The 22665-nt window shown below is 57.1% G+C and carries 25 protein-coding genes; 7 read left to right on the top strand and 18 right to left on the bottom strand.

Annotated features, from left to right (window positions below; genetic code table 11):
• Positions 1-152: 152 nt before the first annotated feature.
• Positions 153-686, top strand: coding sequence for a sterol desaturase family protein (locus HP564_RS02225; protein ID WP_371239745.1), 534 nt, complete (start codon positions 153-155; stop codon positions 684-686).
• Here HP564_RS02225 and crtB read toward each other — a convergent pair.
• The 7 genes from crtB to HP564_RS02260 all read right to left on the bottom strand — a co-directional run bounded on the left by crtB (position 625) and on the right by HP564_RS02260 (position 8246).
• Entirely contained in the window at positions 625-1554 is a 930-nt protein-coding gene (gene crtB, locus HP564_RS02230) for a 15-cis-phytoene synthase CrtB (RefSeq protein ID WP_371239747.1), read from the bottom strand. The two genes, HP564_RS02225 and crtB, sit on opposite strands and share 62 nt — an antisense overlap.
• A complete protein-coding gene (locus HP564_RS02235) occupies positions 1547-3028 on the bottom strand; it encodes a phytoene desaturase (protein ID WP_371239749.1) in 1482 nt (493 codons plus the stop codon). The genes crtB and HP564_RS02235 overlap by 8 nt, the downstream gene beginning before the upstream one ends.
• On the bottom strand, positions 3025-4188 hold the full coding sequence (gene crtY, locus HP564_RS02240; RefSeq protein ID WP_371239751.1) for a lycopene beta-cyclase CrtY: 1164 nt from the start codon (positions 4186-4188) through the stop codon (positions 3025-3027). Before crtY ends, HP564_RS02235 begins: the two co-directional genes overlap by 4 nt.
• Entirely contained in the window at positions 4172-5461 is a 1290-nt protein-coding gene (locus HP564_RS02245) for a glycosyltransferase (RefSeq protein WP_371239753.1), read from the bottom strand. The genes crtY and HP564_RS02245 overlap by 17 nt, the downstream gene beginning before the upstream one ends.
• Positions 5458-6492, bottom strand: a complete 1035-nt coding sequence (gene fni, locus HP564_RS02250) for a type 2 isopentenyl-diphosphate Delta-isomerase (protein WP_371239755.1) — start codon at positions 6490-6492, stop codon at positions 5458-5460. Before fni ends, HP564_RS02245 begins: the two co-directional genes overlap by 4 nt.
• Before the next feature lie 45 nt (positions 6493-6537).
• The gene (locus tag HP564_RS02255; RefSeq protein ID WP_371240639.1) at positions 6538-7395 is read right to left on the bottom strand and encodes a polyprenyl synthetase family protein; all 858 of its coding nucleotides are present in this window, start codon (positions 7393-7395) and stop codon (positions 6538-6540) included.
• 266 nt (positions 7396-7661) lie between these two features.
• Positions 7662-8246, bottom strand: coding sequence for a YtfJ family protein (locus HP564_RS02260; RefSeq protein ID WP_371239757.1), 585 nt, complete (start codon positions 8244-8246; stop codon positions 7662-7664).
• 180 nt (positions 8247-8426) lie between these two features.
• Here HP564_RS02260 and HP564_RS02265 point away from each other — a divergent pair, with 180 nt between their 5' ends.
• A complete protein-coding gene (locus HP564_RS02265) occupies positions 8427-8639 on the top strand; it encodes a hypothetical protein (protein ID WP_371239759.1) in 213 nt (70 codons plus the stop codon).
• Between the two features lie 111 nt (positions 8640-8750).
• Here the strand turns inward: HP564_RS02265 and HP564_RS02270 are convergent, their stop codons facing one another.
• The 4 genes from HP564_RS02270 to glsB all read right to left on the bottom strand — a co-directional run bounded on the left by HP564_RS02270 (position 8751) and on the right by glsB (position 12830).
• Positions 8751-9455, bottom strand: coding sequence for a pirin family protein (locus tag HP564_RS02270; protein ID WP_371239761.1), 705 nt, complete (start codon positions 9453-9455; stop codon positions 8751-8753).
• A gap of 132 nt (positions 9456-9587) precedes the next feature.
• On the bottom strand, positions 9588-11306 hold the full coding sequence (locus HP564_RS02275) for a DUF2534 family protein (protein ID WP_371239763.1): 1719 nt from the start codon (positions 11304-11306) through the stop codon (positions 9588-9590).
• Between the two features lie 62 nt (positions 11307-11368).
• Positions 11369-11797: a DUF2946 domain-containing protein gene (locus HP564_RS02280; RefSeq protein WP_371239765.1), complete on the bottom strand. Its 429-nt coding sequence runs from the start codon at positions 11795-11797 to the stop codon at positions 11369-11371.
• A 112-nt stretch (positions 11798-11909) separates the two neighbouring features.
• Complete coding sequence (gene glsB / locus HP564_RS02285) at positions 11910-12830, bottom strand: glutaminase B (RefSeq protein WP_371239767.1); 921 nt, start codon at positions 12828-12830, stop codon at positions 11910-11912.
• Positions 12831-12979: 149 nt separating this feature from the next.
• Here glsB and HP564_RS02290 point away from each other — a divergent pair, with 149 nt between their 5' ends.
• Positions 12980-13330 (top strand): cupin domain-containing protein, encoded by a 351-nt coding sequence (locus HP564_RS02290; protein ID WP_371239769.1) that lies wholly within the window; start codon positions 12980-12982, stop codon positions 13328-13330.
• Between the two features lie 8 nt (positions 13331-13338).
• Here the strand turns inward: HP564_RS02290 and HP564_RS02295 are convergent, their stop codons facing one another.
• Positions 13339-13842, bottom strand: a complete 504-nt coding sequence (locus HP564_RS02295) for a hypothetical protein (RefSeq protein ID WP_371239771.1) — start codon at positions 13840-13842, stop codon at positions 13339-13341.
• 346 nt (positions 13843-14188) lie between these two features.
• A complete protein-coding gene (locus tag HP564_RS02300; protein WP_371239773.1) occupies positions 14189-14518 on the bottom strand; it encodes a hypothetical protein in 330 nt (109 codons plus the stop codon).
• A gap of 460 nt (positions 14519-14978) precedes the next feature.
• On the opposite strand from HP564_RS02300, the gene HP564_RS02305 reads away from it, so the two are divergent.
• The 3 genes from HP564_RS02305 to HP564_RS02315 are packed head-to-tail and all read left to right on the top strand — an operon-like array spanning position 14979 to position 16978.
• Positions 14979-15455 (top strand): ferritin-like domain-containing protein, encoded by a 477-nt coding sequence (locus HP564_RS02305; protein ID WP_371239775.1) that lies wholly within the window; start codon positions 14979-14981, stop codon positions 15453-15455.
• Between the two features lie 56 nt (positions 15456-15511).
• A complete protein-coding gene (locus HP564_RS02310; protein ID WP_371239777.1) occupies positions 15512-16018 on the top strand; it encodes a ferritin-like domain-containing protein in 507 nt (168 codons plus the stop codon).
• Positions 16019-16072: 54 nt separating this feature from the next.
• Entirely contained in the window at positions 16073-16978 is a 906-nt protein-coding gene (locus tag HP564_RS02315; protein WP_371239779.1) for a manganese catalase family protein, read from the top strand.
• Between the two features lie 54 nt (positions 16979-17032).
• On the opposite strand, the gene HP564_RS02320 is transcribed toward HP564_RS02315, so the two are convergent.
• The 4 genes from HP564_RS02320 to fucO form a co-directional block, all read right to left on the bottom strand.
• The gene (locus HP564_RS02320; RefSeq protein WP_371239781.1) at positions 17033-17206 is read right to left on the bottom strand and encodes a hypothetical protein; all 174 of its coding nucleotides are present in this window, start codon (positions 17204-17206) and stop codon (positions 17033-17035) included.
• A 138-nt stretch (positions 17207-17344) separates the two neighbouring features.
• Positions 17345-17518: a GhoT/OrtT family toxin gene (locus HP564_RS02325; RefSeq protein ID WP_103797032.1), complete on the bottom strand. Its 174-nt coding sequence runs from the start codon at positions 17516-17518 to the stop codon at positions 17345-17347.
• A 218-nt stretch (positions 17519-17736) separates the two neighbouring features.
• On the bottom strand, positions 17737-18228 hold the full coding sequence (locus HP564_RS02330; RefSeq protein WP_371239783.1) for a 5'-3'-deoxyribonucleotidase: 492 nt from the start codon (positions 18226-18228) through the stop codon (positions 17737-17739).
• Positions 18229-18398: 170 nt separating this feature from the next.
• Positions 18399-19547 carry a lactaldehyde reductase gene (gene fucO, locus HP564_RS02335; RefSeq protein ID WP_371239785.1) on the bottom strand — a complete coding sequence of 383 codons (1149 nt, stop codon included), beginning with the start codon at positions 19545-19547 and terminating at the stop codon, positions 18399-18401.
• Between the two features lie 244 nt (positions 19548-19791).
• Between fucO and HP564_RS02340 the strand changes: the two genes are divergently transcribed.
• Positions 19792-20826, top strand: coding sequence for an NADP-dependent oxidoreductase (locus HP564_RS02340; RefSeq protein WP_371239787.1), 1035 nt, complete (start codon positions 19792-19794; stop codon positions 20824-20826).
• A gap of 35 nt (positions 20827-20861) precedes the next feature.
• Here the strand turns inward: HP564_RS02340 and HP564_RS02345 are convergent, their stop codons facing one another.
• Positions 20862-21929 (bottom strand): SDR family oxidoreductase, encoded by a 1068-nt coding sequence (locus HP564_RS02345; RefSeq protein WP_371239789.1) that lies wholly within the window; start codon positions 21927-21929, stop codon positions 20862-20864.
• Positions 21930-22665 lie beyond the last annotated feature (736 nt).

Genomic DNA, 22665 nt, shown 5'->3' on the forward strand with positions numbered 1-22665 from the left:
ATGTTTTTTTCCCGGTTCGATGCGGATGATAACCCAACCCCCCGGCGAATTGCGGACCATCGCCTAGAATTAAAGTTCGCCTGCGGCGCGCCGCAGAAGATAAAGACCCGCCTGAGAACACTGATGTGCAGGATGCACCTGAGGGAGAAACTATGCTGTGGTTCTGGAATGCTTTGATTGTCTTACTCACCGTGATTGCGATGGAGATCGCTGCGGCGCTGTCGCATAAATACATCATGCACGGATGGGGGTGGGGCTGGCACCGCTCACATCATGAACCGCATTCCGGCTGGTTTGAAGTCAACGATCTCTACGCCGTTGTGTTTGCGGTACTGGCGATAGGGCTGATCTATCTTGGCAGCCGCGGCGTCTGGCCGTTGCAGTGGATAGGAGCAGGCATGACGCTCTACGGCCTGCTCTATTTTATTGTCCACGATGGCCTGGTTCATCAGCGGTGGCCGTTTAAGTATATCCCACGTCGCGGCTACTTTAAGCGGCTTTATATGGCGCATCGCCTGCACCATGCGGTACGCGGCAAAGATCACTGCGTCTCGTTTGGCTTTCTTTATGCGCCGCCGCTGTCAAAACTGCAGGCGACGTTGCGTCAGCATCACGGCCGAAAACCTAGCGCGGACGCTGCCAAAGCTCAGCCGGACGCGGCGGCGAAGCAGCGGCCCGGGATCTGACTGCCTGCACCGAACCCGCTGCCAGCAGCAGGAGTTTCTCCTGCCTGCTGGTGGACTGGCGGCGGTCCCAGGCGGTTTCTCCCGCCTGATAAACCTTTACGCCAATGCGTCGGTAGACTTCTTTGGCCGTGGCAATCGCCCACGCCGAGCGCAGCGGCAGTCCGGCCAGGCCAGCTGAGGCCGAAGCATAGTAAGGTTCCGCTTCACTCACCAGCCGTCTCGCCACGCTCGCCAGCGCCGGTCGATGCGCTCGCTCGGCAAAATGCAGCCTGTCCAGTCCCGCCTCTTCCAGCCAGCTCTCAGGCAGATAACAGCGGCCCACGCGTGCATCCTCGACGATATCGCGCGCGATATTGGTCAACTGAAAAGCGATTCCCAGGTCGCAGGCGCGATCCAGCGTCGCCTGATCGCGCACCCCCATAATCTGCGCCATCATCAGCCCCACGACGCCCGCGACGTGATAGCAGTAGCGCAGCGTGTCCTGAAGCGTCTCATAGCGCGTCTCGCGCACATCCATCGCAAAGCCTTCAAGATGATCAAAGGCGTAGGCAGGCGAAATTTCATGGGCAAGAGCCACCTCCTGAAAGGCGGCGAACGCCGGTTCATGCATCTGCATGCCTGCGTAGGCCTGGCGGGTTTTCTTTTCCAGCCCGGCAAGCCGCTGCTGGGGCGTCTCAGCCGCCGGGAGAGAGCTGGCAAATCCCAGCTCCTGTTCATCTATCACGTCATCACAGTGACGGCACCAGGCATACAGCATCAGGACGCTGCGTCGGGTGCTGGCATCAAACAGCTTTGAGGCGGTGGCGAAACTTTTCGAACCCACTTCCATTGTCTCAACGGCATGGTGCAGCAGCGTCGGATTAGTCATGCAAATCCTCCAGCATCAGGCTCGCGGTGGCTTTGGCTGAGCCAATGACGCCAGGGATGCCTGCGCCGGGATGCGTGCCAGCACCGACCAGGTAAAGGTTACGAATGTGGCTGTCGCGGTTATGCGGCCTGAACCAGGCACTCTGACGCAGGATAGGTTCGACCGAAAAAGCGGAGCCCTGGTAGGCGTTAAGCTCATCGCGAAAATCAAACGGCGTAAACATACGATGCGTGACCAACTGGCTGCGTAAGCCTGGCATATAGTGCTGTTCCAGATAGTCGAAAATACGGTCACGCAGGCGCGGGCCTTCCACCTTCCAGTCAAGATCGGCGGTGCCAAGATGAGGAACCGGGGCCAGGACGTAATAGCTGCCACAGCCTGGCGGAGCCAGTGAAGGATCGGTAACGCAGGGCGCATGAAGATAGAGAGAAAAGTCTTCTGCCAGGGCGTTGCGATTAAAAATGTCGTCGATCAGCTCGCGGTAGCGCGGCCCAAAGCAGACGGTATGATGCGCCAGCTGGTCATGATGATGATTCAGGCCGAAGTAGAGCACGAACAGCGAGTTGCTCATGCGCTTGCCCCTGAGTTTTTTTGCCTCAGCCGCCGCTGCGGGATGGTGGGCAAGCAGATCGCCATAGGTATGCACCACGTCAGCATTGGAGGCGACTGCACGCGTCTCAAACACCCGGCCATCCTCCAGATGTACTGCGGAGATGGCCTCCTCTTTCGCCTCAATCCGACTCACGCGTGCATTCAGCTCCAGCGTGCCGCCCAAATCCTGAAACAGCTTCAGCATGCCCTGTACCAGCGCACCGGTGCCGCCGCGCGGGAACCAGACACCCCATTCCCGCTCCAGGGCGTGGATAAGGGTATAGATAGACGAGGTGGCAAAGGGATTACCGCCGACCAGCAGTGAATGAAACGAAAACGCCTGACGCAGCTTGTCATCTTCGATAAAGCTCGCCACCTTACTGTAGACGCTACGCCAGGCCTGCAGGCGCGCCAGCTGTGGCCCGGCACGCAGCATATCGCGGAACGAAAGGAAGGGCACGGTGCCAAGCTTGAGATAGCCTTCCGCAAACACGGCACGCGAATAGTCGAGAAAACGCTGGTAGCCCGCCACGTCTCGCGGGTTGAATTTGCGGATCTCCTCCTCCAGCCGGGCCTGATCGTTATCGTAGTTAAATACCTCGCCCGTTTCCCAGCAAAGTCGGTAAAACGGCGTCACTGGCAGCAGTTCGACATAGTCGCGCATCGATTTGCCCGCCAGGGTGAACAGCTCCTCAATGGCGGTGGGATCGGTGATTACCGTCGGGCCAGCATCAAAGGTGAAGCCTTGCTCCTGATAGACATAGGCGCGTCCGCCAGGCTTATCGCGCTGCTCCAGCAGCCGCGTAGGGATGCCTGCCGCCTGTAAACGAATCGCCAGCGCGATCCCGCCAAATCCTGCGCCAATTACCGTGGTGTGCTTCATCGTGATGCTCTTCGTCCAGAAGGGTGAGTAAGAATAGCCTGTAGTGCCGCCAGTACCGGAACCGGCGGCTTGCCGCTGAGGATGCGCGCGCGGTCGGCCAGCGTCAGCTGACCAGCATAGAAGCGGGCGATCACGCCTTGCGGCAGGCCGTAAAAACGCTGCATAACGCGCCACCGTTGATCTGCATCGCCCGCGAGAAACAGCATGCGATTCAGCATGCGAAAAAAGCCCTGACGTCGCCATGCTGCCTGCGCAAACTGCTGAATGCGCGAGGCAACGCCGGCGGGCGAAAAAGGCTGTTCCGCTGCCAGCGCATCCGCCAGCGCTACCGCCAGCGGCAGAGAATAGCCGGTGGTTGGATGGAAAAGCCCGGCACGCAATCCGACGCTGGGCGGGCGATGTTGCCAGAAACGCGCAAAATCACCTGCCAGGGTAATCGGTAATGCACCACGCTCTTCACGCACCAGCGACGCAAGCTGCCAGCCCTGGCGTGCCGCATAATCGCAGATGTTCTGGCGCGCCTGCGCGGCCGCCAGCGAAGCGTTGTCAATGTAATGGGTATCTTCAATCAGCAGGCGCGTTGGCGACAGGGGCAACGTATAGACGAAACGGTAGCCCCCCTGCTGATCGACGGTTGCATCCATCAGCACAGGCCCATCCAGCTGGTGCGGCTGGCTCAGCGACCATTCCTGACCGACAAAGGCCTGAAAGCCAATGTGCAGCGCTGCGTCAGGCTGATAGCCGCGACCGTCGATCACAGCACGTGCGTGCAGCACTTCGCCGCTGGCGAGCTGAACGTGATCGGCACCGCTACAGGCAACGGTCTGGCCAAGCCGCAGCGCGTCACCCAGCTCAGCGCGCAGTACCGCATCAAAACGTGCGGAACTGATGCAAAAATAACCGCTGTTAAGCTGGCGCGTCAGTTGGGGAAAACGCACCTCGTAGTGTGGCCAGCGGTGCGCCACCAGCGGCGCAATCCACTGATGCTGCGCTTCGCTGAGATCGTCTGCATGAAAACACCAGGTATGATTGCCGCCCGCGTGAATATCAGCATCCAGCACCAGCACGCGCAGATGCGGCTGGCACTGCTTCAGACGCAGCGCAAGCAGGCCGTTTGCCAGCCCCGCCCCCAGAAGCAGCAGATCATACTGCGATGTCATAGCACTTCTCCGCGCGAACCGGCTGGCGCATGAGTAGCGCCCGCTCGGTAATATCAGCGGCGCGGTCAACGCCGCCGCAGGAGGCCAGCTGTGGCGCAAGCCTCGCCATGCGTGACTGGATCGATTCATCTTCTAATAAATGACGAAGATGGCGTGCAAGCTGATGGCTGGTGGCGAAGCGCGATGCTCGGATGCCCAGGCCATGATGGACCAGGCGCGCCGCAATACCCGGCTGGTCAAAGGCGAGCGGGATCGCCAGAATCGGCGTCGCGTGCGCAACGGCATCAAGCACCGTGTTGAGGCCACCGTGGGTTATGACGACATCTGCCTGCGCCAGCGCCGCGCGCTGATCGACAAAGTCAGTAACCTGTGCGGCACCGGCGCGCAGCAGCTTGCGGGACTGGAAATCACTCAACCCGCCGCAGTGGGCGATCAGCAGTTCGCCATCCAGTTCACGGCAGGCTTTTACCAGGGTTTTAAACAGCCCGTAGCGGCTGCCTTGCAGCGTGCCGAGCGAGGCAAAAATACGTGGCCGTGCTCCGTTACTGAACAGCGGCGTGGCCGTCGGGCGCACCGGGTCACGCAGCGGGCCGGTCGCATGAAAGTGCGCGGGCAGTGCCCGGCGCGGAAAGTCGAGCGCCTGCGGCAGCTGGCTGATTTGCGCCAGCGGCGACAGGCAATGATGCGGCTGACGACTGGCGGGCAGGCCAAAAGCGTAAGCATGGCGCGACAAGACGCGATCGTGGCTGCGCATCAGCCAGTCATAAATTTTCTCACTGGAGGCGTAGCGTTCGCGTGCAGCCGCGTCTGAACCCCATAAAAAAGGCATTACCGGCAGAGGAAAGTGTGCCTCGCGGTTGACAGGCAGGGCACAGGCAACGGATACAAAAGGCAGCCCCAGCGCTTCTGCCACAAGACCGCCCGCGGGTGCCATCTGATCGACAATCAGGCCATCAATGTCTGATGAACGCAATGCCAGCGGTAGCTCGCGACAGAGCATATCGCTGCTGCTGGCCATGTCGCGGATCAGGCGCAGGATACCCAGACCCGCAGGATGCGCAGCCAGTTGCAAAGTGCGATCGAGACTGCCCACCGGATGCGAACTCAGTCCAACTGCATGGAAGCCAATCGCGCTGTCGCTGAGCAGCGCAGCGGCATCGGCCTGCTGAAAAAAGGTAATGCGATGGCCGCGCGCTATCAGCCCCTGAGCCAGGCTTTGCAGGGCTCGCATATGGCTATAGAACGGCGGCGCAATAACAGCGAAATGGCTCATCCGGCGCCTCCTGTATGCGTCAGGGGCGCAAGGCGCAGCTGGCGCAAATTCGCGCTTCCGGTACAGAAACAGGCAACGCGCAGTTGTTCAATCAGCGTCTGAAAGTGCGTCGTTACCGCCTCGGCGGAGTGCAGGGCGCTGCTCAGCACGGCCGCCGCCTGACCCACAATATCTGCGCCAAGGCGCAGCGCTTTCGCCGCATCAATGCCGTCGCGGATGCCGCCAGAGGCGATCAGTGGCATACCTGGCAGGGCGGCGCGAACGCTGCGCAGCGCCTCATCAGTGGGGATCCCCCAGCTGGCAAATGCCATGGCGATGTCGCGCTGCTGCGGATCAGTGGCGCGCTCGCCCTCTACAGCAGCCCAGCTGGTGCCGCCTGCGCCTGCGATATCGATCATGCTGACGCCTGCTTCAGCCAGTCGCTGCGCGACCTGCGGGGAGATACCGGCACCCACCTCTTTAATTACCACCGGCACGTCGAGCTGTTTGACCAGCTGCGAAATGGCTTCCAGCACGCCGCGCCAGTCGCGATCGCCGCCCTGCTGGAGGGCTTCCTGGAGCGGATTCAGATGTACGATCAGCGCATCCGCTTCAATCATACTTACCGCGTTCAGCGCCAGCCTGCGGCCCGTTTCGCCTGCGATCTGCGCAGCACCCAGGTTTGCCAGCAGCGGAATATCGGGCGCAATGCGACGCAGATCGCGCGTCAGACCATAATTGTTGTCACTTTCCAGCGCCACGCGCTGTGAACCGACGCCCAGCGCAAGCCCCAGCGTCTGCGCGGCCTCAGCGAGATGATGATTAATAGCCAGCGCACGCGCCGCGCCACCGGTCATTGAACTGATTAAAAAGGGGGCCTGCATGGTGCGGTTAAACAATCGGGTACGCAGGTCGATCTGGTCCAGATGGAGTTCCGGCAGCGCACAGTGGGTAAACCGCCAGTGGGCAAAACTGCCTGCCGCTGGCGCGCTGTTGCGCAGCACGATATCCAGATGATCATTTTTGCGTTTCGTCAGGTCCGTGTCCTTCATTACTGTTCCCTATTATCAAACGGAATTCAGACGGTAAACGCGTGGTCAGCTGACCGAAGCGAGTTTTTTGTCAAACCAGGCCTGCACAAAGTGTCGGGTGGCGTAACCGCTGTTGCAGGCTGAGGCCAGATGACGATCGGCGCGCCGGAGATGATCGCGCAGCCGTTTTTCAACGACGTTACTGCCCAGCATGTTGACCAGGGTAGATTTCCCGACGTCCTGACAGGCGTCTTTGCCGGTGTCGCTCAGCCCATCGCTGAGGTCATCGAGCAGTTGAAACGCCTGACCAAGATCGAGCGCAAAGCGGTGCAGTTTTTCGCAGGACTCCAGCGGCGCGCCAGCCGCAATAGAGGCCATCTGGACCGCGGCGCTGAACAGCGCGCTGGTTTTGAAATGATTAGTGAGCTGGATAGCGTCCGCGCTGCGCGGCTGACTGCCTTCGGTCAGGTCGCGAAACTGTCCCTGCACCAGTCCCTGAATACCCACGGCGTGCGACAGTTCAGCTACCGCCTGAGTCTTGGCCTGGCTGCTGATGCCTTCGGCCAGCGCAATGACGCCGAAAGCGCGGCTCAGCAGAGCCACCGCGGCCAGAATCGCCACCGGTTCGCCAAACTGTCGGTGAATTGTGGGGCGGCCACGGCGCAGTTCGGCGTCATCCATGCAGGGAATATCATCAAGAATGAGCGAAGCGGCGTGAACCATTTCAATCGCGCAGGCGAGGTCCAGCAGACCGCTATGGGAATCCCGATAGCCGAGATCGTGCGCGGTCAGCATCAGCAAAACCGGGCGGATACGTTTGCCTGGAGCCAGCGCACCTTCGCGCATGGCAAGCCCTACGCAGTCGCGCTCGCTCTCTACCGGTAACAGTCCGTCCAGGCGCTGTTCAATTTCGGTGAGTAGCATCAGGGGATCGCTGGGAATGAGGGTTGTATCTCTTTCAGCAAAAATGGTCATGATGGCAGTCCTTACATGCAGTTGAGCGCGTCGGCCTGTCGTAATTGCAATGAACAATGTGGCGCAATGAGAGCCATCATTAAAAATAGAGCCTGTTATTTTAATGGCCGCAATGAGCTAAGAGTTCTGATTTTGTTTTGACGCTGCGGTGAGATAAAGCGTAGTCGACAAGCTGACGAAAAGAGAAGTCGGTGATAATAAAACACTAATTTTATTTACGAACCCAGCGCAGCGTCTGATAAAGCCGGGGCGGCGAGTAGCTGATTGAGCAGCGCGAGGGTCTGGTTGACCTCCTGTGGCGTCAGCGCGCCGTCTTTAGCGAAGCGCACAATGCCGTGCGTATCGAGGATCACGACCGTGGAGCCATGTGGCATCAGCCGCCAGCTATTTTGCGCAACGCCGCTGCTGTCGATAACAAAGTGCTGCCACGGCGCATCCAGCTTGCTCGATTTTATGCTGCGTTCTACAAAGATAGCGCTGCCGGGTATTGCATCGTCCGTATTAACGATAGTGGTAGTCTGAAAGCGGCCACGGGGAAGATTTGCCTGCCTGATGGCGGCGATGAGCGGTGCATTTTGATCTTTTGCAGAGAGACGTCCGGCCACGTGGATCATCAGGCGCACTTTGCCAGTCAGCGATGCGCTGCTCCAGCGCTGATAAACCAGCTTGTTCTGCTGGATAACCAGTTCACCCTCATTAGCGATAAAGATACGGGGAAGCGGCTTGCCCGTTTCAAACGTATGCGCGCTGCTCAGGCCAGGAAGCAGTGCACCGCACAGCAGTAAAGAGAGTAATTTCACGCATCCTCGCCATCGAAGGGAAAGAGCCTCAAGCCTGGGTGATAACCCGCCGCTTCGCCAGCAAAAAAGTAATTTTGACGCCCTGGTCATAAAACGATCAGCGGTTCAATGCTTCAGATCAAACAATACAATCCAGATTGGTTTGAAGATGCATGGATGGGTTCGCAAAAGGAGATGAAGATGAAGAATGAGTTAATGACACTATCAGAAGTGGCTCGCTATCTGAATGTATCCCCGCCGAGGCTGGTGCGAGCTTACTGTAACCGTGGCACGCTGGACGGCATTCCACTGCCGGCGGCGCTGGAGAATACGTCTTTCAGACAGCGCTGCTGGCTGCGTGACGACGTGCGCCAGTTCAGACAAAGACTACAGCGTGTGCGGCATCATGCCTGAGGTCGCAAGGCCATCCGTGGTGGCAGCTGAAACGCACGGGCAGAGGGGAAGTGTGCCTGACGGCTTATTGCCTTCCTGTTTTGCCCGTGCGTGCCCGTTCCTGATGCAGTCTTAACTGCCACTGACGGTTCCACTCATGACGCCAGCGGCTTCTGCATCTACCAGAAAACAGATAAGCGTGGCGTCGCGCTCGGCAAAAACCGGCGGCAACGCAGCACTGTCTCCTGCCACATCGCCTTTATGCAGGCGCTGGCTTTCCAGGCTTACCACGCCGTCGAGTACCACCAGCCAGGCGGCATAGCCGGGCATAACCGGCACCTCAATCGTTTTGCCGCGTTCAAGCCGCACATCATAAACCTGTACAGCCTGGCGGAGCGTTAACGGCGCGTCACTCCCTTCCGGCCCGGCCAGCCACGTCCACGCATTGCGGGCCGCGCCGTCAGCGCGCTCCAGCAGCTGGGTTTTCGCTTCCCCCCCTGCCTGAGACGGACGAATAAACGCCTGTAGCACCTCAGCCTCAATCAGCGGCGCGGATTCCTCATACTGCAATCCCTCGCCGGCATTTACCACCATGATGCGTTTAGCAGAGAGCGGCGTGCGTTCGCCGCTGCTGTCAGTATGCTGTACCGAGCCGCGCCAGACGTAGTTCAGGATGTCGTCGTTAATATGTTTCTGCATCGGGATGCGTGCGCCGAGCTTCAGCGTGGTCATGTCGACAATGGCCAGCGGCCCAAAGCGTTCACCGGGACGCAGACGGCGGATCGTAAAGGGACCATATTCAAACATCTGGCCGCGATGGGCACGAACTACGTTCATCTTTTTCTCCCGTTTTGAACAGATAACGACAGAATAAACCGATTAAAAAAGATGAGAAGGTGAGGAATTTGCTCAGGGGATTCAACTTATTTGAATAAGCTGCCCGCCTCAAAAGGCAGGCAGTCCGGCATGTTATTTACCCTGCTCGTCGCTCTCGCCGAGGAAAAAATACCACAGCGGAATCGACATCAGACCGGTAAAGACCGAGGTGTAGAGGATCACCATCAGCGCCTGTGTGACGTACATCATCAGTGACCAGTCCCTGAAGGCGATGTGGTATTGATCAATGACGCCGCTGATAATCGCATTGCCCATGACCGTGCCCACGATCAGCCACAGAATCACCACGCTGCGCAAAAAATAGCGCATTTCTTTTTGCTTTCTGGCAAAACGCCCGCGCACAATCCCCAGCGGCGACTGTTTATCCAGCGGCGTTTCCGGTTGTGGCCGTGTGGCACGATGCGCCTTACGCCAGCGCAGCAGGTCGAGCAGGATAAACGCCAGCAAACTGACGCCCATAACCGGTAACGCCAGACCCAGCGCCAGCGCCACCATCAGCGATGCGCCCTGCGCATAGCGCGGCAGCGCCAGCCAGGCGGTTAACAGGGTTTGTACCGGATTCTGCATCGGTACTGCCGGACGGCGTAGCCACCACATGCGGTAGCCCAGCACAATCATGGCGCACAGACCAAAGCCAAAAAAAGCCAGCAGCAGCTGATTTGGCAGGCCAAACAGGACGCCCATATGCGCATCCACTCCCCAGCGCGTCAGCTTTGCCACCAGCGGGAAATCGGCAAACTTAACCCGATCAACAATCGTAAAGCGGGACGGATCAACCGAGACTGCATCCACCTGGCTCGGCCAGCTGCGATCGATCTCACTGACCGTCCAGGCCTGGCCGTTACCTTTTGGCTGACGCAGTTCCACTCTGGCCGCATGGATGCCGTTTTCACGCGCGGCGCTCAGCACGCTGTCCCAGTCGGCGTCAGGGGCGTTCACTGCTCTGGCAGGTAACGGCATTGCGTGCCTGTCCATACCCGCCATGGCGGGCATAGCATGATGATCGGCATGGGGATCGGCTGTTGCAACCGGCGCGCTGGCATCCAGTGCGGTGCGCACCTGCGGCGTCAGCCAGCCCAAATCGCTGCGCATTTTATCGATATTGCTCCCGGCCCATTGCGACCAGGTGAGACCCGTGACGGAGAAGAAGATCAGGCCAAGCGCCAGCAGCAGACCCAGGGTGATGTGCCAGTGGCGGGCAAAGGCCTGGCCGGTGCGCGGCGTCTTACGCTGTCGGCGTGGTCGTGTGCCGAGCCACAGCACGATCCCACCCAGCGCCGCCACCCAGAGCCACGAGGCGGCCAGTTCGCTGTAGAGGCGACCGGCATCGCCCAACAGCAGACCGCGATGCAGCTGATCGAGCCACATACGCAGCGGCAGCACGCCGCTGGTGCCATACACCGTCATGTCGCCCTTAACCTGCAGGCTGTAAGGATCGATAAATATTGAGCGCGATTCCGACGGTCCCGCGTTCTGCTGGATGAACTGCACACGCGTGGTCTCCTGAGCGTTTGCAGCCGGACGTACCGCATAGATGCGTGCCGCCTCGCCAGTATGCTGACGGGCGGCGGCGATCTGGGCAGAGAGCGGTTTTGCGGCCCCCTGGGGTTCGGCAGTGAGCGCAGAGGCATAAAGTAGCTGCTCTGCCTGCGGCGTCAGCACATAAAGCGTGCCGGTCAGCGCAGCGATAAAAATAAACGGGGCGATAAACAGCCCGATATAAAAGTGCAGACGACGTAATACGTTAAACAGCGAGCCCGTTGGCCGTGCCGTTTCCTGAACTGATGACATAGCGCATCCATTTTTATTCAGTTAATAACCCGCCTGTTCCCGCCGCGTTGTGCAACGGAAAATCAGACGTCCTGATTAAAAGGCGTGGCCAGGGGCGGGGCGCGAGGCCGGTAGACGCGAACGTCCCGTCGGCGCAACGGAGGAATGACGCGCGGCGGCGGCGGCGCGCGGGCGATGATCATTATCAGCCAGATCAGCGGGGAGGTTGTCCAGAGCATCAGCGGCACATGTATCAGCAGTTCGCAGTAGCCGCAGGCAACACCCTCACTCGGCGCCATGGCTGAGTCAGGATGCATCATGCCGTCATCCATGTGGTGCATCATCGGCAGAGCATCAACGCTGTGCGTCAGCGGCATTGCCGCCGCTGACATCGCGCTGCCGTGACGCGCCATAAGATCCTTCGATACCACGGGCGCGACAAACAGCATCAGCACCGCCAGGATAGCCAGGCAGGCGCTGAATCGTTGTTGCAACGGGGTAAAAAAGGTCATGAAAACATCACTGGGTGGTAAACGTCAGGCGGCATTTTACCGCGTTACGGCGCTGAGCGGGGCTAAATCTGGAAAAATTCTTAGCCTTTGCAATAACGGTCGCCTGACACCCTCAGAGAACGGAGCTGCCAAGGTGTTCGCTGAGTCGTTCCAGCGCGCCGGTGCCCGCCAGCGAGTTGCCGATGTGATCCAGACCGGGTGACCAGACGGCGATACTCATCCTGTTGGGAATAATGGCGATGATCCCGCCGCCGACGCCTGACTTCGCGGGCATGCCAACGCGCCATGCAAATTCGCCTGCGCCGTCATACATGCCGCTGGTGATCATCAGTGCGTTGATCTGTCTGGCCTGACGCGGCGAAATAATGGCTGTGCCGTCAACGCTTTTGCCCTGGTTCGCCAGATAAACAAAGCTGCGCGCCAGCTCCGTGCAGCTCATTGACAGCGAGCAGTAGTGGAAATAGGTCTGCAGCACCTCGCTGACATCGTTATTAAAATTACCAAACGACTTCATCAGCCAGGCAATGGCCGCATTGCGTGCCGAGTGTTCATATTCTGAACGGGCAACGTGGCGATCGTAATGAACATCGGGCTGGCCGCTCAGCTGGCGCACAAACTCCAGCATGCGCTGGCGCGGCGCGGTCAGGCGCGTTTCCAGCATATCGCACACCACCAGCGCACCGGCGTTAATAAAAGGATTGCGCGGTTTGCCGTGCTCCAGCTCCAGCTGCACAAGAGAGTTGAAGGGCTGCCCGGAAGGCTCTTTGCCCACCCGCTGCCAGATCTCATCGTCGCTGTAGCGCGTGAGCGCCACGCTCAGCGACAGCACTTTCGAAATTGACTGAATTGAGAAGCGGGTCTGCGCATCGCCCGCCTGGTAAATGCGACCATCCGGGGTGGCAACGGCGATACCCAGCGCGTCCGCTGGGACGTCGGCCAGCGCGGGAATATAGCTGGCGACCTTGCCCTGTGCGGTCAGGGGGCGAACCTGCTCCAGCAGGGTGTCCAGCAGCGCATTACTGAGTTCGGGCACGGGGGGGATCTCCATTTCTGAGGCGTCTGGCGGCGGATAATGAACGCCTGTGGACGCTGAATCAATGCAGCGCGTGCAAAAAATGTGAATTGTTACGCGTTTGCGCCTGAGGCCAGGGTTATACCCTGCTTCACAACCTGGGGAACATTATGCTCACTAACCTGTTTGATGCTTTTCCCGATGCCGCTGTACGCGGTGTGCAGGAAACCGTTGAGGATCTTCTGTCTCGTCCAGACGTGCGAATCGAACGCATTATCTCGACCGGCCAGGCAAGCCCACCCGGCTTCTGGTATAGCCAGCCTCAGGGCGAATGGGTAATGGTGGTGCAGGGAGCCGCGGGCCTGCATATTGAGCATGAAGAGCAGGAGAGAGTGCTGCGTGCCGGCGACTTCATTAATCTCCCTGCGCAGGTGCGCCATCGCGTTAACTGGACCAGCAGCGAGGAGCCGACCCTCTGGCTGGCCGTTCACTACGATCTGCCGCAGCAGGAAAGCAAATAGCGTTCAGTCTATCGGCCTGGCGCAAGCCCCATCAGCACCAGGCTGAGTAGCGCCAGCAGGGCCAGCGGCAGCGTCCAGTCACCGCTCAGGTCATGCAGCACGCCAAAGAGCAGCAGACCCATGGCGGCCAGCGCATAGCCTACACGCTGTGCCATACCGGAAAGCTGGGAAGCCTGGTAAGGGTTTCGGGCGCGCGAGTTAAACAGCGACAGGCACAGTACCAGCGACGCCCCCACGCCCAATCCAGCGATAATCAGCCACAGCGCGGCCAGCTCAGGCAGCAGCAGCCCCAGCACGCCGCAGAATCTGGCACCAGAGGCGATAACGGCGGTGAGACGTGCATCCCGCAGCCGTTTCAGCGCGACCATACAGCCCAGATTAGCAATTATCGCGATCGCCTGATAAAGAAACAGCAGCCAGCCCGCGTCGGCCTGGCTGTAATTTTCCGCCTGAGCACAGGGTGTAAACCAGTCGATCAGGGTGTAGAACGCCAGTGACTGCAATCCCGTCAACAGCGAAACCTGTCAGCCAACAGCTGAACGCCAGGGGCTGGTGCGCCGCCGCTTCAGACCGCTCGGCGAGATGCGGTGTGGCGGCGTGAGATCGCAGGCGCGGCAGCCAGGCGAACAGCGCAATCAGGCCTGGAACAGCCCAGACACCAGGAGAAAGCCGCCAGTCTGCCGCGGAAACCTCTGCCAGCGGCACTGCGATGCCACTGGCAAAACTGGCGGTCAGCGACATTGTGGTGGCATAGAGACCAATACAGTGAGCGGAATGCTGCGTAACGTTACGTTTGATCAGCGGAGGCAACAGCACACTGGCGGCCGCTATCCCCGCGCTAAGCACAAAGGTTCCCGTCTACAGCGCGGTCTCACTGGGCAACCAGCGCGCCAGTGCGCCCGTGGTGATTAACAGCAGGGCACTCCACAGGCTGCGCTCCAGGCCAAAGCGGTTACCCGCCAGGGCTGCAACAGGGGCGAGCAGGGCAAACATCATTAACGGAATAAAGTTAAAGAATCCCGCCGCCGCAGCGCTGAGGCCAAAGGCAAGACGGATATTGTCCAGCACCGGTCCAACGGCAGTGATCGGTGCCCGCAGGTTAGCCGCGGTCAGCAGCCAGAGCAGTAGAAAAAAACCGGACTGAGCTGAATAAGAGGCGCGCAGGGCAGAAGGCAGTCGCAGGGTCATAAAATTCGCATCACAAAGTGCGGCAAAGCCGCTGTGGAGCGTTGGTTAACGTTAACGCTTACGCACCGGGCAGTGGGTCCTGGTGTCTGCGCGCGACTGTAATCGCTCCCTTCGGGCCTGTAAAGCAAACGCATACCCGAAATAGCACGCTGGTCAACGGTTTGCTAGTAATAACGCAGCGCTAATTAACGCGCTGCGCTTATTTCCTGCTGCGCTAAACCGAATGCCCTAAATAAGCGACCTGCATTGGGGTGATAATTTTAATTTATTTCTTTTCTGAGCTGATAGTTAAGTGAAGCGGCAGGCTGGGTTGAAATAAGAATAATCTTTAATAATCAGTTTCATTCTGTTTTGCGCTTCGCTTTTATAAATTTGCGCAATTGTGCTGAGCATCTATTATTAATTTCTGTAGCGTCCTGGCCAGGCAAACAATCACATAATCCGTCAAGAGGAACCTGTAATGGCGATCAAAACACTGGTGGATCTTTTTATTCACGATCTCTCTGATGTCTATAGTGCAGAAAAACAGATTACTCGTGCATTGCCTAAAATGGCGCGTGCTGCAACGGATGAATCACTGAAGGCAGCTTTTGAAACGCATCTGGAAGAAACCCGTGGGCAGATTGAACGCCTGGATCAAATTGTTGAAAAAACGGAAGAACTTCGTATTCGTCGTATGAAGTGCCACGCTATGGAGGGGCTGGTGGAAGAAGCGCAGGAGCTGATCGACTCCGTTGAAGCGGGTCCGGTGCGTGATGCAGGATTAATTGGTGCAGCACAAAAGGTTGAACATTATGAAATTGCAACTTACGGCACGCTGGCCGCAATGGCAAAAAGACTGGGTTTTGACGAAGCGGCAAAATTACTGGCTGAGACGCTGAAAGAAGAAAAGGCCACAGATGAAAAACTGAATTTGCTGGCTGAGCAAACCAGTTAATTCTCTGCCGATATCGGAGAGTGATTTTACAGCCTTCCTATTTCAAGAGGTGAATCATGACACACGAAGAGAATTATCTTGCCTGGCTAAGAGATGCGCATGCTATGGAAAAGCAGGCAGAAAGTATGCTGGAAAAAATGGCATCGCGTCTTGAACACTATCCCGATTTAAAAGCGCGCATTCAGCAACATATTGAAGAGACGCGTCAGCAACAGACCTTATTACAGTCGGTTATCGACCGCAATGATACGTCACGTTCAGCCTTTAAAGATGCCATGGGCAAACTCTCTGCTCTGGGTCAGGCAATGGGCGGAATGTTCGCGGACGACGAGGTAGTGAAGGGTGCGATCAGCGGTTACGTCTTTGAGCAGTTCGAAATCGCTAACTACACCTCATTGATCGCCGCTGCCGAGCTGGTAGGCGACCAGGAGGGCGTGCGGATTTTCGAACAGATCCGCGAGCAGGAGATTGCAATGGCGGAATGGTGCCTGACACATCTGCCAGATGTCACTCAGCAATTTATGACGCGTGATGCGGCTGAAGGCGTAGAAGCGAAAAAATAACGACCTGGTCCGGCCTTGCAGAAAGAAACCAGACCCACTGGAAAGGAATGAGCAATGTTCAGACACGTTAAAAAACTACAGTATACCGTCCGGGTTGAGAAGCCCGATCCGGGCTTAGCTAACCTGCTGCTTGAGCAGTTTGGCGGTCCACAGGGCGAACTCGCCGCGGCCTGCCGCTACTTTACTCAGGGCCTGGGCGACGACGATCCGGGACGTAAAGATATGCTGATGGATATCGCTACCGAGGAGCTGAGTCATCTGGAGATTATCGGGTCGATGGTCGGCATGCTCAATAAAGGCGCAAAAGGAAAGCTGGCAGAAGGGACAGAAGAAGAGGGTGAGATTTATCGTTCCATTACCGGTGCCGGTAATGACAGTCACCTGACCTCACTGCTCTATGGCGGTGGACCGCCGTTGACTAACTCAGGGGGTGTGCCCTGGACGGCTGCCTATATCGACACGATTGGCGAAGTGACCGCAGATTTACGTTCAAACATCGCGGCTGAAGCACGCGCAAAAATCCTCTATGAGCGTCTGATTAATATGACCGATGACGTGGGGGTTAAGGATGCGCTGGGCTTCCTGATGACGCGTGAAGTGGCGCACCAGCTCTCCTTTGAAAAGGCGCTCTACTCTATCCGCAATAATTTTCCACCAGGCAAACTGCCGCCAGTTGAACAGTATTCCAACGTCTACTACAACATGTCGGCAGGCGAAGGAGATATTCGGGGGAGCTGGAACTCAGACGAAAACTTTGAGTATGTGGCCGATCCGGGACCGGCAGTGGACGGCGGGGATGGCGGCGCATCCGTAAATCTGCCATCGGACCAGCAGACCGATGTGGACAATATGACCAACCGTACAGCGTCCGATCGCAGCCTCAACCCCACCACAGGGGCCGAGCTGGGCTCAACGCCTGGCGAAGTTAACCCCATCAGCGCAGACAAACCGCGTTCGTAATGCCCCTCGCGTCAGCGGATCTCAGCTGACGCGAATTTCCTCTTTCAGCAACGCTTAATGAAATTCGGGTTCGGGAAAGTGTCCGCAATCATTCTGGCTGGTGGTGGTACCTGGCTGGCAGGTTTGCTGGCGGGTTTCCGCAGATGGCACCGGTTTTTCAGGGGCCAGCGGGCCTGACTGACAGGCGCTGAGCAGGGTAACAAACAACACGACAGTGACAAAACGCATATCCGCTCCTTGTGATGGCATAAAGTAAGCAAACAAACGTCGATGGTCTGAGGGGCGACCAGAGGCGTACAGTAAGTGTAGCTCGCGCCCGGAAAGTGTTGTTAAATCAGCGTGAAGCCTCAGAAGTGGCTAACAGGATCAGAACAGAGCAAACATCAGCGCTACGGGGAAACTCATCGGCCAGGTAGCACCGACCAGAAAGGCGCTTAATGCCCGGATCGACAGCTTGTCTTTGGCAATAAAGAAGGTGATCAGTGTGGCAATTGAAGCCATCACGGCATAGAACACCAGCATATGTTGATAGAGGCTCATCATTACTCCGCATCGTTATAGTGGTTTTGCTGCGCACTATGCGGAAAATCGTGATCCAGATCAAGCAAAAGCCACATCCGTGAGGAAAGAAACGGCAAGGCAGTGGGGCACCGGGGTAACGCGAGCGATTTTAGGCTGAAATTCAGGGGGGAAATCGCGCCTAATCCTTCAGGCGCAGGGGCTGCACGCGAAAAACGGCGTGGCGAAAGATAGCAGGATCAGAAAAAATAGCGCTCTATATCTGCCCAGTTGTCGACGCGGGAATAGCCCGTTTCCTGCTGGTTTTGCGCAGTGGCAAACAGAATCCCCTGGCCGCTGAACTGGTCAAAATGCCTGGCGTCAACGTCAATCAGATAATCCGCGTTAAGGATGCTTTTGCTGGCGCAGCAGATGATATTCATCGGGCTGATAAACGGAAAATTGGCCTTCAGCCACTCCAGTTTTGCCATCAGCGAACGTGGAAAATCCACTGCGGTCGTGGTGATATAGATCTCGTACTGTTGCGACAGGCGTTCGATAACGCGCTGCGCATCCGGTTGTGCCGGCAGGCCAGCGTAAAAAGTCTCTTCCCCGATAAGCTCCTCTATCTCTTCAAACAGTGCGGCACGCGTGGGCTGCGGTGGCGCTATCGGCGGTGAAGCCTGTGGCGGAGTCAGTGTGTGGTTCAAGTCAATAATGACTTCATCCATCTCAATAGCGATACGTTTCATGGTTTCCCTCGTGAATCATCAAACCAAAGCGGCAAGGATATCAGCCGCACGGCTTCGCTTGTAGCATTAGTGTAAACCACGGTAAAACGGGTCAAAAACTAAACCAGTGAGCGACAGCACAAGCAGAAGAAAAAAAGAGATAAAGGCCGCCACAGTGGGCGGCACAGGGTTCAGCTTTGCCGATAAAGCCTTTCGATTGCCTCCAGAGTGGCCTCACGCGGATTTCCGCTGGTGCATACATCCTTCAGCGCCTCTTGAGCCAGCGCCGGAATATCCTCGTCTTTTAGACCGACCTCGTACAGCGAGGCTGGAATGCCCACATCGTGGCACAGCTGCTTCACCGTCCCCACCGCCGCATCGCGCGCCTGCGACAGTGACAAACTTTCGACACCCTTTACTCCCATCGCACGCGCAATGTGGCGATATTTTTCACCGGTGTAGTCGGCATTCCAGGCCATTACGCGTGGCAGCAGAATCGCATTGGCCACGCCGTGCGGCACGTTATAGAACGCCCCCAGCGGATGCGCCATTCCGTGAACCAGCCCGAGGCCCACGTTGGAGAATCCCATTCCGGCAACATACTGACCAAGCGCCATCTGCTCTACTGCCTGCATCTCGCCGTTCACCGACTGACGCAGAGACTGACTGATTATCTCAATCGCATTCAGATGTAGCATGTCGGTCAGCTTCCAGGCTCCTCGCGTGACATAGCCCTCAATAGCGTGTGTCAGCGCATCAATGCCGGTGGCAGCCTTCAGCGCAGGCGGCATGCTGGCCATCATCTCCGCATCAATTATGGCTACCCTGGGGATGTCGTGCGGATCGATACAGACAAATTTTCGCCGCTTCTCTTCATCGGTAATAACGTAATTGATCGTCACCTCGGCGGCTGTCCCGGCAGTAGTAGGAATAGCAATGAGCGTCACGCTGGGGTTGCGCGTCGGTGCAAAACCCTCCAGGCTGCGTACATCACCGAATTCGGGGTTAGTGATAATGATACCAATGGCTTTACTGGTATCCTGCGGCGAGCCACCGCCAATGGCGATCAGATAGTCAGCTTCGGCACGCTTAAATACCTCTACACCACGCTGCACCACCGCTATCGTGGGATTGGGCACCACCTCATCATAAAGCGCCCAGTGAAGCTGATGTGCATCCAGCAGGCGCGTGACGCGCGTCACCGCACCGGCGGCTACCAGCGCTTTATCGGTAACAATCAGCGCCTTAGTCAGCCCGCGGCGTTTAACCTCTTCCGGCAGATGACGGATAGCGCCTGCACCAAAATAAGCCGTCTCATTTAAGATCATACGTTGTGTCATTTTCACATCCTTGAGTTACAAAATTCCTGTAACCTTCCCGCAGATTGCCGCTGCGTTTCTGTCGGCACCTTCACATTCCCTATGCAGCACAATTGATGAAAATCAACGAATTATCTTTTTTCACCTCAGCCGCGCAGCCGGGACAAGATTATCTGCCTGTCCGGAAAGCCATTCCTGCCAGGCAACTTTTTCATCCTCTGTTAGCCTCAATGGATGCCAGAGCTTTTAACCAACGGAGGAAATGATGGCGAAACCGCAAAATCACGGCTGGACACTGGCCTCGCGTCCGCATGGCAAACCGGTAAAGGAGAATTTCAGCTTCAGCGAGCTTCCTGTACCGTCGCTGGAAAAAGATGACCTGCTGCTGCGCACTGTCTATCTCTCTCTGGATCCCTACATGCGTGGCCGTATGAGCGACGCAAAATCCTATGCTGAGCCGGTAAAACTGGGCGAAGTGATGGTCGGCGGTACGGTTAGCCGCGTGGTAGAGTCGCGTCACGCTGACTTCAAGCCAGGCGACTGGGTACTGTCGGCCGGCGGCTGGCAGGCTTACTCCGTTGCGCCTGCGTCTGCCGTCAGAAAGCTGGGCAACGACCTGGCTAATCCCTCATGGGCACTGGGCGTGCTCGGCATGCCGGGTTTTACCGCCTATATGGGACTGCTGGATATCGGGGAGCCTCAGGCCGGCGAAACGCTGGTGGTTGCCGCGGCAACCGGGCCGGTGGGTGCCACGGTTGGACAGGTGGGTAAGAAAAAGGGCTGTCGCGTAGTCGGCATAGCTGGCGGCGAGGAGAAGTGTCGGCATGCCGTTGAGGTACTGGGTTTTGATGTTTGCCTGGATCATTATCAATCCGATCTGGCGGAGCAGTTGCAAAAAGCCTGTCCGGACGGCATCGACATCTATTATGAGAACGTTGGCGGCAAGGTGTTCGACGCGGTCATGCCGCTGTTGAATACAAAAGCGCGCATCCCGGTGTGTGGGCTGGTCTCTGGCTATAGCGCGACCGATTTACCGCCGGGGCCGGACCGCCTGTCGCTGCTGATGGGGGACATTCTGAAAAAACGCATGCGCGTGCAGGGCTTTATCATTTTTGATGATTATGGCCATCGCTACGGCGAGTTTTTAGAGGTCATGGAACCCTGGGTAGAAAAGGGTGAGATCCACTATCGCGAGCATGTCGTTGACGGGCTGCAAAATGCGCCAGACGCGTTTTTCGCCATGCTGGAAGGTAAAAACTTCGGTAAAACCGTGGTGCGCGTGGCGCAGGACGACGAATAAATGGATAACTGTCCCGCCCGAGGGCGGGACAGAGGTCAGCCCGGGATCAGCTTCTCCTGTTTCAGGCGATCAAACAGTGCGAAAAGATCGTCGCGCGTACTGTGATAGCCAGTGAAGCCCGCCTTGCGACTCTTACTCATATCCGTAAACACCTCCATCGGACGGCCGAGATCGGCGTCGGTATGCCACCAGGAGGCCAGTCGGTTAATGTCAGGCTCGCGTAGCTGGTAGTGTTGCGCCACGGCTCGCCACTGCGCTTCGGCTTCTCCCATACGCTGCTCCAGCGGTTGGGTTTCCTCCGGCAGCGGCTGCGCGTCAATGCCGAAATAGTCGGCAATTTCACCCCACATCCACTTCCAGCGGAATACATCACCATTGACCGCATTGAAATCTTCATTCTGCGCGCCCGGCGCATGGGTTGCCCATTCAAGTTGCTCAGCCACCAGGGTGGCGCTGCTCATGTCGGTTACGCCGTGCCACTGCGCTGCCGAGCCAGGAAAAACAAAGGGCAGATTATGGTATTTGCAGAGTGAGGCGTAGACGGCCAGCGTTTGCCCCATATTCATGGCATTGCCCAGTGCATAACCGATGATGGTATGCGGGCGATGTACGCTCCAGCGATAGCCATATTTTTCTGCGCCAGCGAAAAGTTCATCTTCCTGAGCATAATAGAAATTATCGACCGGCTGGCGGCCCTGCTCTTCACGAAACGGCGTCACTGGCACGGCCCCTTTGCCGTAGGCGTCGAAGGGTCCCAGATAGTGCTTAAGTCCGGTTACCAGGGCAACATGGCTACCGCGTAAGCGTTCGCCCAGCGCCTCAATAACGTTGCGCACCATCGCGCCATTGACACGAATGTTCTCTTTTTCTGTTTCCTGGCGCGCCCAGACGCTGAAAAAGAGGGCATCAGGCTCGATATCTTTTAGTGCGTTATTGACCGATTCTGGCGAGGTGAGGTCAGCATTAATGGCGTGACAGCCCTGAGGTACCGGCGTCCGGCCACGCGACAGCCCGTAAACTTCCCAGCCATCTGCCAGTAAGCGCTCTGCTGTAGCCGTTCCGATGACGCCGCTGATCCCGGCGATAAGGGCTTTCCTGGACATACTTTTCTCCCGTCAGTAGTGGCGTTGTTAAAGAAGGAAAGTGTAGACGCTGTTGGTGAAATAAGCTCAGCGGGGGGGTAATGAACGTCGCAACGCAACTGCGTTGACTGCCTGTTTGAGCGAACGTATATGACAAGGATTTTGTGAACCTAATGCTGACCGGGTTAACCACATCGCCAGAATAACGGTTTGTTAGCGTAAAAGTGCCTGACGGTAATTAAAAAAAACCTGACCATAAAGGTCAGGTTGCCACATTAGCGAATACCAGGGTTACACCCTTTGTTCAGACGAAAGGCATAGAACTTTCGCAAATTGAACAAATTTATTTTACGGCTCTTTATATTCTTTTCAACTGTGCTTATTAAGAGGGAGCAGGCAAGCCAAAATAATATTTTACAAGCCAATAAACCAGGGTTTATTAATGAAATGGTTAACTTATTGATTGTGCATTGTCAGGGGCGGGATGGTCAGGCGTTTATTCAAAATGGACAGTGCGTTATGCATTCCGTTATTAACAAAAAGGCTTATTTGGCAATGGAATTAAGGTACTAAGCAAGGGGTGTACTTTCTGACAGGCGTCGGTTCCGGGTAAATATGGATTAATTACTATGAAGCGCTGACGACGAAACAGAAATGTTTTGTGCGTGAAGGATAAAAACACTGTCTGCGAGGTGTAATAATATAGCGTCTGATTTTTTGTGAAAAGATATTTTTGCGCTATTTTCCTGTTTTTTCT

Origin of the sequence: Pantoea sp. KPR_PJ (assembly GCF_041386365.1) — a bacterium.
Lineage (GTDB): Bacteria > Pseudomonadota > Gammaproteobacteria > Enterobacterales > Enterobacteriaceae > Pantoea.

Bases quoted from the DNA above. Each gene is read 5' to 3' on its own strand.
- HP564_RS02225 (WP_371239745.1), top strand. From the start codon at position 153: ATGCTGTGGTTCTGGAATGCTTTGATTGTCTTACTCACCGTGATTGCG.
- crtB (WP_371239747.1), bottom strand. From the start codon at position 1,554: ATGACTAATCCGACGCTGCTGCACCATGCCGTTGAGACAATGGAAGTG.
- HP564_RS02235 (WP_371239749.1), bottom strand. From the start codon at position 3,028: ATGAAGCACACCACGGTAATTGGCGCAGGATTTGGCGGGATCGCGCTG.
- crtY (WP_371239751.1), bottom strand. From the start codon at position 4,188: ATGACATCGCAGTATGATCTGCTGCTTCTGGGGGCGGGGCTGGCAAAC.
- HP564_RS02245 (WP_371239753.1), bottom strand. From the start codon at position 5,461: ATGAGCCATTTCGCTGTTATTGCGCCGCCGTTCTATAGCCATATGCGA.
- fni (WP_371239755.1), bottom strand. From the start codon at position 6,492: ATGAAGGACACGGACCTGACGAAACGCAAAAATGATCATCTGGATATC.
- HP564_RS02255 (WP_371240639.1), bottom strand. From the start codon at position 7,395: ATGCTACTCACCGAAATTGAACAGCGCCTGGACGGACTGTTACCGGTA.
- HP564_RS02265 (WP_371239759.1), top strand. From the start codon at position 8,427: ATGAAGAATGAGTTAATGACACTATCAGAAGTGGCTCGCTATCTGAAT.
- HP564_RS02270 (WP_371239761.1), bottom strand. From the start codon at position 9,455: ATGAACGTAGTTCGTGCCCATCGCGGCCAGATGTTTGAATATGGTCCC.
- HP564_RS02275 (WP_371239763.1), bottom strand. From the start codon at position 11,306: ATGTCATCAGTTCAGGAAACGGCACGGCCAACGGGCTCGCTGTTTAAC.
- HP564_RS02280 (WP_371239765.1), bottom strand. From the start codon at position 11,797: ATGACCTTTTTTACCCCGTTGCAACAACGATTCAGCGCCTGCCTGGCT.
- HP564_RS02290 (WP_371239769.1), top strand. From the start codon at position 12,980: ATGCTCACTAACCTGTTTGATGCTTTTCCCGATGCCGCTGTACGCGGT.
- HP564_RS02300 (WP_371239773.1), bottom strand. From the start codon at position 14,518: ATGACCCTGCGACTGCCTTCTGCCCTGCGCGCCTCTTATTCAGCTCAG.
- HP564_RS02305 (WP_371239775.1), top strand. From the start codon at position 14,979: ATGGCGATCAAAACACTGGTGGATCTTTTTATTCACGATCTCTCTGAT.
- HP564_RS02310 (WP_371239777.1), top strand. From the start codon at position 15,512: ATGACACACGAAGAGAATTATCTTGCCTGGCTAAGAGATGCGCATGCT.
- HP564_RS02315 (WP_371239779.1), top strand. From the start codon at position 16,073: ATGTTCAGACACGTTAAAAAACTACAGTATACCGTCCGGGTTGAGAAG.
- HP564_RS02320 (WP_371239781.1), bottom strand. From the start codon at position 17,206: ATGCGTTTTGTCACTGTCGTGTTGTTTGTTACCCTGCTCAGCGCCTGT.
- HP564_RS02325 (WP_103797032.1), bottom strand. From the start codon at position 17,518: ATGAGCCTCTATCAACATATGCTGGTGTTCTATGCCGTGATGGCTTCA.
- HP564_RS02330 (WP_371239783.1), bottom strand. From the start codon at position 18,228: ATGAAACGTATCGCTATTGAGATGGATGAAGTCATTATTGACTTGAAC.
- fucO (WP_371239785.1), bottom strand. From the start codon at position 19,547: ATGACACAACGTATGATCTTAAATGAGACGGCTTATTTTGGTGCAGGC.
- HP564_RS02340 (WP_371239787.1), top strand. From the start codon at position 19,792: ATGGCGAAACCGCAAAATCACGGCTGGACACTGGCCTCGCGTCCGCAT.
- HP564_RS02345 (WP_371239789.1), bottom strand. From the start codon at position 21,929: ATGTCCAGGAAAGCCCTTATCGCCGGGATCAGCGGCGTCATCGGAACG.